The 12,236-nt window shown below is 44.6% G+C and carries 10 protein-coding genes; 1 reads left to right on the plus strand and 9 read right to left on the minus strand.

Features of this window, described 5'->3' with window-relative positions:
* Window positions 1-15 precede the first annotated feature (15 nt).
* From V7Z69_RS01655 to hpf, 7 genes are all read right to left on the minus strand, one after another.
* On the minus strand, window positions 16-2,637 hold the full coding sequence (locus V7Z69_RS01655; protein WP_014163321.1) for a CBS domain-containing protein: 2,622 nt from the start codon (window positions 2,635-2,637) through the stop codon (window positions 16-18).
* Entirely contained in the window at window positions 2,634-3,524 is an 891-nt protein-coding gene (gene coaE / locus V7Z69_RS01660; RefSeq protein ID WP_014163322.1) for a dephospho-CoA kinase, read from the minus strand. Before coaE ends, V7Z69_RS01655 begins: the two co-directional genes overlap by 4 nt.
* Window positions 3,484-5,463 (minus strand): ATP-dependent helicase, encoded by a 1,980-nt coding sequence (locus V7Z69_RS01665; RefSeq protein WP_014163323.1) that lies wholly within the window; start codon window positions 5,461-5,463, stop codon window positions 3,484-3,486. The genes coaE and V7Z69_RS01665 overlap by 41 nt, the downstream gene beginning before the upstream one ends.
* The gene (gene hypB, locus V7Z69_RS01670) at window positions 5,460-6,116 is read right to left on the minus strand and encodes a hydrogenase nickel incorporation protein HypB (RefSeq protein ID WP_014163324.1); all 657 of its coding nucleotides are present in this window, start codon (window positions 6,114-6,116) and stop codon (window positions 5,460-5,462) included. Before hypB ends, V7Z69_RS01665 begins: the two co-directional genes overlap by 4 nt.
* Window positions 6,100-6,465, minus strand: a complete 366-nt coding sequence (gene hypA, locus V7Z69_RS01675) for a hydrogenase maturation nickel metallochaperone HypA (protein WP_014163325.1) — start codon at window positions 6,463-6,465, stop codon at window positions 6,100-6,102. Before hypA ends, hypB begins: the two co-directional genes overlap by 17 nt.
* Before the next feature lie 31 nt (window positions 6,466-6,496).
* Window positions 6,497-8,383, minus strand: coding sequence for a molybdopterin-containing oxidoreductase family protein (locus tag V7Z69_RS01680; protein ID WP_334138204.1), 1,887 nt, complete (start codon window positions 8,381-8,383; stop codon window positions 6,497-6,499).
* 120 nt (window positions 8,384-8,503) lie between these two features.
* Window positions 8,504-9,052 carry a ribosome hibernation-promoting factor, HPF/YfiA family gene (gene hpf / locus V7Z69_RS01685; RefSeq protein WP_334138206.1) on the minus strand — a complete coding sequence of 183 codons (549 nt, stop codon included), beginning with the start codon at window positions 9,050-9,052 and terminating at the stop codon, window positions 8,504-8,506.
* Window positions 9,053-9,241: 189 nt separating this feature from the next.
* On the opposite strand from hpf, the gene V7Z69_RS01690 reads away from it, so the two are divergent.
* Entirely contained in the window at window positions 9,242-10,432 is a 1,191-nt protein-coding gene (locus tag V7Z69_RS01690) for a pyridoxal phosphate-dependent aminotransferase (RefSeq protein ID WP_014163328.1), read from the plus strand.
* A gap of 78 nt (window positions 10,433-10,510) precedes the next feature.
* Here the strand turns inward: V7Z69_RS01690 and arcC are convergent, their stop codons facing one another.
* Window positions 10,511-11,455, minus strand: coding sequence for a carbamate kinase (gene arcC, locus V7Z69_RS01695; protein WP_014163329.1), 945 nt, complete (start codon window positions 11,453-11,455; stop codon window positions 10,511-10,513).
* A 221-nt stretch (window positions 11,456-11,676) separates the two neighbouring features.
* Window positions 11,677-12,234, minus strand: coding sequence for a ribosome recycling factor (frr, locus tag V7Z69_RS01700; RefSeq protein ID WP_014163330.1), 558 nt, complete (start codon window positions 12,232-12,234; stop codon window positions 11,677-11,679).
* Between the last annotated feature and the right edge of the window lie 2 nt (window positions 12,235-12,236).

Below are 12,236 nucleotides of genomic sequence, written 5' to 3' on the forward strand. Positions count from 1 at the left end.
GGTTAATCTACACCCCTACTTTCTATCCATCTTGGGAAAATTTTTCAACACCCATTCTATTTCCTCTTCCCTGGTTTCAACAAGACCATCTAATCTGGCGTTTCGTAAGCCCTTCAGAATATATCCTATCATTGGGCCCTCCCTGTAGCCCAAATCCAATATATCTCTTCCGATAAGCATTGGTTCTATCTTCCTTAGCCTAGTCAGGTAAAGAAGGATCCTCCTTCTTACGCGCCACCTATTGGTTGCGGCTGCCCAATACAATGCTATAGCTGGATGGACCTTTGACAAAAATTCATATATCCTTGAGTTAGGTTTCTCTCCTCGCCCCCCTAGTATATGCTCGGCAGATCCCATTCCATCAATGCTTTCTATCACTATAGCTCTTTCTTTATCTGAGACATGGAGGCGATCCAAAACAGAAAGCATTCCATCCCTATGGGATTCAGAGACCAGAGCACTTAGGTACGGCAACCAATCAGCACCTGCCATACTGGGTAAATCTCCGCTAAGTCTCCTTTTAAAGAAGCTTATTCTTCTCATTATCTTTATTGTATCCCGTCCAGGGTTAAGCCCCGGGAATAATGATCTCCACAGGCCAATCTGAGTGCACCTTTTGACTATCTTGTATGGAGCATCTTCTTTGAAGATTAGTTCCAATTCGCTCCTTAGTCTTACCCCTGAAAGCAGCGATACCAAGCCACCCTTTATACAATTAACCAACAACCTAAAGGTGTTTTCCTCTATAGTGAACTCCAGTCGCTGCTCAAGCCTTATACCTCTTATCACCCTCGTGGGGTCCTCTACGAAGCTCAAATTGTGAAGAACCCTTAAAAGCTTTTTCTTAAGGTCCTGCCTACCTCCAAAATAGTCCACTAACGTTCCCCAGGTAGAACAATTTATTGAAATAGCCATGGCATTGACAGTGTAATCCCTTCTATAAAGGTCGTGCTTAAGAGAATCACTGGACACGGAAGGTTGAGCAACCGGATACTCATAAAATTCCCTTCTGGCTGTAGCTACATCTACCTTTTTGCCGTCAGGAAAAACTATCGTTCCTGTCTTGAACTTCTTGTGGATTGCGACACGGCAGCCATCTTGTTCCCAAGATTTAATAAATTCTATAGCATCTCCTTCAATAACAACATCTAGATCCTCGTTTTCTCTACCCAATAAAAGATCCCTTACAAAACCTCCAACTATGTATGCTTTTAGTCTCATCTCTTCTGCCCTTCCTCCCAGCTTGGCAAGAAGAGATATAACCCATGGTTTCAGCCTCTGAGCCATCGTTGAGGCCACATTTTCTGTCCAGGGCATCTCAATGGCGTGAGAACCTTTCTCGCTGGGCAGGGAACGGGGATAAAGAGCTCTTAAGATATCCGTTCGAGTAACTATCCCGACCAACACTTCGTCCTTTACTACAGGCAATCTTCCTATGTTGCGCATTACCATGAGCCTGTGGGCCTCTGCTATGGAGGCTTCTGGAGAGATCCACACAGGGCGTTCAGTCATGAAATCTTCAACGGGAGCTTTCCCAAGACCGTGGACCGTGGCCTTGTCCAGGTCTTTTCTGGTTATTATCCCCCTCAGTTTACCTTTATCCGCCACTGGCAGCGCAGCGTGCCCATAGCGAATCATGACCTTGTAAGCATCCTCGATTAGGATCGAAGGATCCACGGCCATAACTGGACTTGTCATTATATCGCCTATGGTAATATTAGGTTTGATGGCATTTCCTAGTTTTCTCTCCAGCTCGTCTATAACCCTTTCGGGGTTACCTTCTGGCAACGTAACGGAAGCCGCCTGAGGATGACCGCCACCCCCCAAGGGGGCTAGAAATTGAGCCACGTCCAGAACATCTTCCCTGCTTCGCGCGACCACATAAATATGCCTTCCCATCTTAACGGCCGCTATTGCTACATCTGCCTCGAAATAATCTCTGAGCCTGTGAACGAAAAGAGACAAACCTTCTACGTATTGTTCAAAGACAAGGGTGGAAAGCACTACCTTGGCTCCATTTATCAATCTTTCCCTGGCATTTTCTATAAGTTTATCTTGGATCCTACGTTCAACAGGATCCAAAGAAAGCTCTATATGGAAAGGAATGGAGGTTAAGTCAGCTCCTATACTCTTGAGAAACATTACGGCGTTAATATCCCTAATGGTGGTAGATCCGAAGGTCAAAGCCCCTGTATCCTCGTATATACCCATAGCAAACAATGTTGCTTCATGAGGAGAAATAGGGATATTTTCAGAAATCAGTTTCTCGACTATCAGCGTGGTAGTGGCTCCAAGGGGTTCTATAAGGGCAAAATCTGCCGGTATATCTTCGATCACCGCAGGGTGGTGATCGAAAACATGAACCTCCACTCCTGGTTTGTTTAAAAGCTCCGCGAACTGTCCTATCCTGTTAGGAGCTCGGGCATCAACGACCACCAATGACCTTATAGACTCAAATTCCACCTGTCTTGGAGTCAAAACTTCCCATTGGCCAGCATGCTTCATCAAAAACTCTCTAACGTTTCTACCTGCTGAGCCTGAAAAACAAAGAACTCCCTCTCCATACAACTTCTTTGCGGCAACCATGCTGGCCAAAGAGTCAAAATCCGCACCTATATGCGTAGTTATAACCCTCAACTACCACATTCCTCCATTATCCATTTTCTAACATCGATAGAAGCTTTCTTCATCCTCTGAGCCGTGACAACTGGAAGATCGTAGCTGTGCTCATCCCTAACGACCCTTTCTATCTCTGGAAACAAACTCTCTATGCTTTTAAAAACAACCAAATATTCAGTTTCACTTTCTAGATTGCCCAGCCAAAGGTACCGAGATTCCACGTCAACTATGTTCGTACATGCCACAAGGTTCTTCTCCAATAACTTCTTAGCTATGCGCTCCGCCTCTTCGAAGGATCCACAGGTAAAAAAACCCTCGATGCAGCATGATATCTTCTTAAGGAAAACCATAAGTTTCTTAACTTCTACCCTTAGCTCATCCAATCTCCTATCGTTAGCTATCACCCAATCAGAAGCTTTGAGTTTGATCTCCTGGGGCATAAGCCATTTCTCGCGCCTTGTAAGTTCCAATTCATCCCAGCCTCTTTCGCTGTTTCTTTTAATCCTTTCCTCCATAGGAGATGTAACATAAACGGTAAAATCCACCCACCACGGGACACCATTTTCAAACAATAGAGGAATTTCAGCCACAATCAGACCAGAACCAAACAGTACTTTTGCCTCCATCTGCTCTCTGACTCTGGGATGAAGAAGATTGCATAGCCATTTGTATTCTCCTTCATCTTCAAAAATAATCTCAGAGATCCTCTCTGGTAAGGGAGTCCCTCCGTCTGAAAAGACCCTTGTTCCCCATCTGTCCTTCGCCGCTTTCAAAATATCTTCATCTTGCCAAAGTTCAGAAACTATTCTATCTGCGCTGATATACTGCGCACCCAGTTGTGACAGCATGGACGCAACTGTTGTCTTACCAGCCCCAACGTCGCCTGTCAAACCCACCACGAACATCTGGGCAGACCTCCTCTCCCTGATCTTTCGTCTCCTTCAGGCTCTCTGGTATTTCCCACAAGAACCTAGAGAATCCATTCCGGGAAAGAGTACCAAAGAGAACTCGGCTCCGGGCTGCCGTAAGGTATAGTTTTTCTTCTGCTCTGGTCATACCCACGTAACAAAGCCTTCGTTCTTCCTCCAATAGCTCCTTATCGTCAATGCATTTATAATGAGGAAATATTGATTCTTCCATGCCAACTAGGAATACTACAGGGAACTCCAATCCCTTCCCAGCGTGCAAACTCAACATGTTTACTTTATCTGGACTTGTCTCCTTGGAAAGATCCATATCTGTCAAAAGGGTTATCCCCGCCAACATGGACTCCAAGCCTTCGCTTGTATCGGCCACAGACACAAGTTCATATATGTTTTCTACCCTCTCCTGTCTTTTCTCCGTTGATTCGCCATCAAAGGTCTTCTCATACTCCATCTCTCTCAAGATGTAGTTTATGATGCCTGGGATATCGTTTTTAATTCGCAACATATTCAGCATATCCTTGGCAAGGGCCTTTACTCCAGTGGCAGCTTTCCCTCCAAGATTAGCTCCGCTCTTAGATAACTCTTCCCACACCTCTTCTGGTTCCATGTACCCGATTCCATTGATATAGGAAATCAACTTGCTCATACTCTTAGGGCCTAATCCTCTTGCAGGCACGTTACCAACCCGCTGTAATGAAACAGCATCCAGAGGGTTAACTATCAAGCGCATATAAGCCAAGATATCCTTTACTTCTTTCCTTTCATAGAAGGCAGTTCCTTTGAGAATGCTGTAGGGCACCCCATTTCTCAAGAAATATTCCTCGTAGAGTCGGCTCATGGCGTTTACCCTATAAAGCACGGCCATCTCGTTCCATCTATACCCTTGGGACCGCAATCTTAGGATCTCATCCGTAATGAACGCCGCTTCTTCGTGTTCATTGCGGGCTAAAAAGACGGAAATCGGCTCTCCCTTTTCCCTATCTGTCCAAAGGACCTTGTCTGGCCTTTGTAAATTATTTCTTATGACTGCGTTTGCTGCCTCTAATATGGTCTTAGTCGACCTGTAATTCCTTTGAAGCATAAACACCTTGGAGTCAGGAAAGTCTTTATCAAAATTTAAGATCATCCTCATATCGGCTCCACGCCATCCATAAATGGACTGGTCAGGATCTCCCACAACCATGATTTTACTGTCTTTGCCCTTCAGAGTTTTCAGCAAGAGGTACTGGAGTCGGTTGACATCCTGGTACTCATCCACCAATATCCAGGCATAGCGAGACTGCTCAAGCTCCCTTAGTTCTTTGTCCATATGTAAAAGCTTCAGAGGCAAAACCAAGAGATCATCAAAATCTGCTGCACCCTGTGCCTTGAGATGATCTTCATACTTCTCCATGACCATGTCCAAAGGACTGGTCAATTTTCTATAATCATAATAAGGAGGCAGGACATCCGATTTGCTCTTCGATATCTCTTCCATAACCCAATTTACTTCGTACTTTTTGGGATCTAGGTTGACATCCTTTATTATCCCTTTCAGCAGCGACTTGGAATCCTGTCTATCGAAAATCGTCTTCATCTTTCTACCCAAAAGCCTCTCCATCCTCTTGGCATGCCTCATCAAAAAGCGCAAACCAAAAGAATGAAAGGTGGAAACTTCGAGGGAGGTACCCATCTCACCGATAAGGGTCTGCACTCTATGCCTCATCTCTCGCGCCGCCTTATTGGTGAAAGTCACGGCCAGTATCCTTGATGGGTGTATGCCTTCCTCTGCCACCAAATACGCAAACTTATGAGCCAGAACCCTTGTTTTGCCACTTCCAGCTCCAGCAAGAACTAGCATTGAGCTATCAGTATGTTTAACCGCTTCAGCTTGCTCCTTGTTCAAAGATTCAAGAAGTTTTGACGTTTCTATCTTCATCTTCTTTTTTCCACCAACCACTTCTCAATGATCTCGCTCCATGCATCCATGCCTATGCCCGATGGAGACGCAACTTCCAGTTGGAAGGCATGAGGATTCAATTTTCTTACATCCCCCCAAAATAGCTCTCTGTCAAAATTAAAGTGTTCCAAGAAATCAACTTTGGTTAAAAGAACCGCACCTGCGCGATAGAAAAGATGAGGATATTTGAGAGGTTTATCAGGCCCTTCTGGAACACTGCACACAGCAACTTTATGGTCCTCTCCTAGGTCAAACTCAGCAGGACAAACAAGGTTGCCCACGTTTTCCACGAATATGATATCCAGCTCATCCAAAGAAAAATCTTGGAGAGCCTTCCATACCAAGTGGGCCTCAAGATGACATCCGCCCTGAGTATTTATCTGGATGGCCGGAGCACCTGCCTGAGTAATCCTCTCTGCATCTCTTGAAGTAGCTACATCTCCTTCTATCACGGCTACTTTGTAGGGCAATTTCTTTATGGTTGCTTCAAGCAACGTCGTCTTTCCAGCTCCAGGTGAACCTATTATATTCAGCATTAATATGCCTTTTTCCTTAAGCATCTCCCGTATCTTTAAAGCATAACGTTCATCTGCCGCGAAGACAGATTGTCTTACACTAATTTTCCGTGACATTGATATCCTCCACCTCCAACGACTCTATTTCCAGTTCCATGCCATTCAAAAGTTCCACATCTACACTTCCACATTCTTCACATAAGCCTGTCGTAGCCTTTTCTTCACTCCATTCTTTCCCACAAGTCCTGCACTTCCACCTTATTGGCACCACATCCAGTTCCAACTTGGCCCCATCAAGGAAGGTTCCCTCCGTAGCTACTTGAAATGCAAACACCATCACCTCTGGAATAACTTGTCTCATGGCGCCAACCTTAAGGTTGACCTTTAAGATCTTACCCCATTCGTTAGACTTACTTTGGTTATCCAGCTCCTCTATTAGAGCCTCTATTAAAGATAGTTCGTGCATCTATTTTCCCCCATCCCATCCGCAAGTTCACCTATAGTTTTCTCAAGGTCACAAAACTTTCATGGAAAGGCGCTCCGTATCCTGGTGAAACCCTTGGGGTTGTTAGCTCGTTTACCCAAGGATACCCCTGAACCATGATACAGTAACCCGAATTCATTGTTTTGTCGATTCGACAAACTCCTTTGAGGTCGAATCCTTTCGCCGTAAGTACCACAAGGTCATTGTCTTTTATACCCCTATCAAGGGCATCTTTCTCTGAAAGGAAAATTTCCGGTACCTCTGGTTCTCCAACTCCGAAGGTTTGTCCATTTATGAACTCTGAGGAGTGGACAGATACCAACCTTAACGTTTCATAACTTTTATTCTCTTCTGTAATCGCTGTAAGATCGTCGGGAAGGAAAACTTCAATAGCCTTTTTTTCACACCACGTATCTTCCTCTTTGAAAGAATAAACTCCCTTAGAGATCTGTTTTACCAATGGCGAGCTTTTCAACATTTGATCCATTACGTTTCTTGCCTTTTCTAAATCTATGCTTAAACCCAATTTTTGAGCCAAGAGAGTGAAAATGGTTGTCTCGGGAAGGGCCTCACCAGGAGGATCCATAACCTTTTCGCTCCTCAAGAGATATCCGTGCCACCATGAGCCCAACCAATCTGGCCCTTCTTCCAAGAAGCATGCGGCCGGAAGCACCAAATCACAGAGCTTGGCCGTCTCCGACATTTCTATATCTATGCATACCTTGAAAGAAATATCCGCCATTGCTCTCCTGAAGGCTTCGCCTCCAGGAGACTGTTTAGCAGGATTGCAACAGGTAAAGAGCGCTGTTTTTATCTTTGGACTGTAGCGAGAGACGTTTAAAACCCAATCGCCTATGGGGACTCTTCTACGCACTGGCGGCACACCCACCAACTCCACAGGAAACATCCGATCTTCGTCTTTTCCAAATACCACTCCCGCCCCTCTTAAATCAAAGGCACCAAGCAAAAGAGAAAGGGCCACAAGCAAGTGAAAGGTAGACGATCCTGACATGTACCTTTGCGGTCCATAACCTGCATATATGGCAACTGGCCTATTAGCCAAAAGCCATGAGTAGATTGTTTCAAATGTAGGTTTGTCCAAACCAGTAAACTCCAACAACTTCCCTTCATCCAGCCCCTCTAATGCTTCCTGGAAACCATCGGCGTTTTTTGCCCTTTTGCGCCAGGATGGCCAAGCATCACCACTCTCCAACAACTTCTTACAAAGCAATGCCGCAAGCGCCCCGTCACTCCCAGGCCTTATCCTCCACCACACATCTGCAAAATCTGTCGTTGATGTACGTCGTATTTCCAAAGCTCCAACCTTGACATCTTTTTTAATCCTTAATTCTCTAATGATTGGCAATAAGTGGGGGTGAGTTTCAACTGCGTTTCGTCCCCAAAATAGAACCCCTCGCACATGCTTTAAGTTATCTGGCTTATAAACAGGCGTAAAACCAAAAGCCTTTTTGAGTCCTGCACCTCCGGCTGAACCACACAAAGAACCTCTAGGCTCAGTATAGCCACCTAGATCGACAAATAATTTCTTGAAAAGCTTCTTCGAATAGTACAAAGAGCCTGCTCCCTGATAGACAAAGTTAGAAAGAGGTCCTTCGGACGATACTGCCTCTTGGATTTGGTGAGCCCAAAGCGCAATTGCCCTTTCCCATGAAATCTCTTTCCACCCGCCACCATCTCTGACAAGAGGTAGCTTTAACCTTCTAGGTGACCTAACTCGCTCTTCCCATCTCTTTCCTTTCTTACAAATCCAACCTCCACCTGTCAAAGGAAACTGAGGGTTGCCCTTCAATTTAACAGTTAAACCATCTAGTCTTTCCACCAGGATGGAACAGCTGTCTGGACAGTCATAAGGGCAACAAGAGATAAAGCTTTTTACCATCTAAACACCTCTTTCCTTCTACTTCAAACATTCAATATACATGGTAGATGGCAATCATGCAAAAAAATTATGGCGGGATTGTTCCCGCCATAATGCTTAAACTTTAATTTGCAGCTTTTATCATTCTTCGGGGACCAAAAGACCGAACCCTCCATTTTTTCTCCTATATATTACGTTTATCCCTCCATTTTCTGCATTTTTAAAGACGTAAAAATTGTGCCCCAACAGATCCATTTGCATTGAAGCTTCTTTTGCAGTCATGGGCCGAAGGGGGAAACGCTTTACCTTCACGACGTCATTGAAGGTCTCCTCTGCTTCCCCGCTAACCTCGTTAATAAACTCGCCGATCTCAAAAGTCAATTCTTCATGGGATTTCATCCTGGCCTTGTCTTTTAGAAATTCTTTGTGCCTTTTAACCTGTCGCTCAATATTTTTTAGTCCCTTATCGAAGGCCTTTCTTATATCTTGAGCGTATTCCTCACCTCTCATTATGACTCCGTTCACATCAGCCGTTATCTCAACTACATACATGCCTCTGGTGAAATCAACCTCAACCTGGACGTCCAATATCCGGTCGAAAAACTTCTCCAACTTTGAAAGCTTCCTTTCCATGTACTCCTTCATTTCATCCTGCAACTCAACGTGCTTGGTTACAAAACGGACATCCATGAGATCCCCTCCATTCTCTTTCTATCTATGGTTTTATTTTACCACTATCCTTTATTATTTTAAAGTATTCTAGCAATTTATTGTTCTAACGTTCTATTTACTGTTGTTAATTAACACGACCCACCTTATAATTCAACTTGTTGGCTACACCTTGTTGTGTATCTCTTATGAGACTGGAGGGGTTTTCAGATGAAACTTTCACAAAGGGCTCTCAGAATGGAGCCATCTGCTACTCTCGCGGTAGTAGGAAAAGCCAAAAAACTTAAAGCGGAAGGGAAACCGGTAATTTCCTTTGGCGCCGGCGAACCAGATTTCAATTCCCCCGCCGCGGCTCTGGCATACGCCAAAGAGGCAATGGAGAGAGGAGAAACCCATTACACTATAGCTACAGGCATTCCAAAACTGAAAGAACTGGTGGTCGATTATTATAAAAACAGGTTCAACATAGAGACAAAGCCTGAGCAGGTCATAATAGGAGCAGGAGCAAAACCCCTTATCTACGAGGCTTTGGCTTGCCTTTTGGATCCTGGGGATGAAGTGTTGGTGTTCTCTCCCGCATGGGTAAGCTACGTGGAACAGATAAGATTATGTGAAGGAAAAGAGGTAATAGTCGAAACATCGGATACCGATTTCATCCCTTCCATAGAGAGAGTCAAACAGGCCATAACAGATAAAACTGTCGGCATGATCATAAATACCCCCAATAACCCAACAGGTGCCGTTTATGACAAAAAAACCCTTGCTGAGTTGGCAGAACTGGCCAAGGAGAAAGACCTTTGGATAATTTACGATGAAATCTATGAACGGCTAGTTTATGAAAATGAAACTCATCACTGCATTCTAAGCCTCGTTCCGGAGATAGAGGACAGAACAATCCTTATAAACGGTGTAAGCAAGGCTTTCGCTATGACAGGATGGAGAATCGGCTATGGAATAGCTCCAACGTGGCTTGCACCTAAGATGGGAGCTTTCCAGGGACATCTGACCTCAAATCCATGTTCCATTGCCCAGTGGGCCGCTGTGGGGGCCCTTGAAAAGGCAGAGGACGATGTAGTAAAAATGCATAAGGCCTTTAGTGAAAGAAGAAAGCTTATAGTGGAGCTACTAAGTACGATGCCCCATATTAGCTTCACAGCCCCTAAAGGTGCCTTTTACGTGTTCGTCAATATAAAAGGAACTTTGGGCAAAAAGCACGGCAACGATTTAATTGACACCGATATCACTTTTTGTACTCAACTCTTGGAGAAAAAATACGTGGCCGCTGTACCTGGAACAGCGTTTCTTGCGCCTGGCCATATCCGCTTGGGATATGCGAATTCCGCCGAAGAGATCACTGAAGGAATGAACAGACTTAAGAGCTTCCTAGAAGAAATAAAGTAAAAAGGAACCAAGAAAACAAAAAATGGGGGCACAGAGATGCCCCCATTTTCATTACATAAAGCTGAACAAACACAAAAGTTAAGGGGTTATCTGAGTTCCAGCTTCACCCTCGAGAGCCTGAAGGGCCTCATTCAGGCTTGCAATGATGGCTCTCTTGCCTCCATTTTTGACGAAGCGTAAGGCCGCAGCAACTTTTGGCCCCATGCTTCCGGCCTTGAAATGCCCCTCTTCTTGATACTTAGCCAACTCTTCGGCAGAGACATGACCCAACCATGTTTCATCAGGTTTTCCGTAGTTCAATGCCACTTTCGGAACATCGGTGAGGATCATGAAAACATCAGCGTTTACTTCCTGAGCAAGCCTTTCAGAAGCAAGGTCTTTATCTATAACGGCTTCCACTCCCTTGTAAAGGCCATCTGCTCCTTTTACTACAGGGATACCGCCACCTCCTGAAGCTATAACAGTGTAACCCCTGTCTACAAGATCTCTTATGGGATCAGCCTCAACTATATGGATAGGATTAGGAGATGGAACGACTCTTCTCCAGCCTCTTCCAGCATCGTTTATCCAAGTCTCTTGTTTTTCGGCCATTCTCTGTCTTGCAACTTCCTCTGAATAAAACGGTCCTACTGGTTTAGTGGGGTTCTTGAAAGCCTCATCGTTTGGATCAACTTCAACCCTGGTCACGCAACAGACAGGACGTCTACCTTCTATGTTTCTCAAGGTCAGCATGTTATCTATTGCCTGAACGAGCATGTATCCAATTAAACCCTGGCTTTCCGCGCCACATACATCCATCGGCATGGGTGGCACCTGTTTAGAACCAAGCTCGTTTTGTATGAGTATCGCTCCTACCTGTGGACCATTTCCATGGCTAACCACCACTTCATATCCTTTTTCTATCATCTCCACTATTTGACGTGCAGTAACCATGACGTTGGCCATTTGCTCTTCTGCAGTACCTTTTTGACCTCTCTGAAGTATGGCGTTACCCCCTAGAGCCACTACAACCTTTTGAACCATTGGATTTCCCCCCGTTTAATATCATAAATTTCTGAAATCACGTCTTTGTGTTGCACGACCTATAGCATAGGAGGATTATATATCTTTTGGGAAAAACTTGGCAAGCATTTTATAAACTTTTCTCTAGGTGCAGTTTAATAACCCCCGAAGCATAGACGTTTTGGTTGACGTCTTACCTCGGGGGTTTCACTTGCAGCTATGCGCCTGTAGCAAGAAGGCAATTACTTTTCCAGTATTTCCTTCTCCTTTTCCTCGGCCAATTCGTCTATCTTTTTGATAAACTCATCGGTTATTTTTTGTATACGCTCCAAATAATCGTGCATTTGGTCTTCGCTTATCTCTCCGCTTTTCTCTTTCTTTTTTATGTTATCGTTACCCTCTCTTCGAAGGTTTCTTACTGCTATTCTGGCATCTTCAGCATATTTCTTGACCAGTTTTGAAAGCTCCTGTCGTCTTTCGCCTGTTAGTTCTGGAATATTAAGTCTTATAACATCTCCATCCACCTGAGGATTTATTCCCAAGGGGGAAGCCTGAATCGCCTTTTCTATGGGCTTCACGGCTGTCTTATCCCAAGGAGCTATTAGAATCTGTCTTGGATCCGGTATGGAGACCGTTGCCATCTGAGAAATGGGGACCATGCTTCCGTAATATTCCACCTTGATATCCTCAACTAATGCTGGATGGGCCCTCCCTGTCCGTATACCTTGCAGCTCTTTCTTTAGATGCTCTACGGCTTTTTCCATGCGCTCCTTCAAGTCTTTGAATTCTTTTTCAGCCATCT

The sequence above is a fragment of the Thermovirga lienii genome (assembly GCF_036847465.1).
GTDB lineage: Bacteria > Synergistota > Synergistia > Synergistales > Thermovirgaceae > Thermovirga > Thermovirga lienii.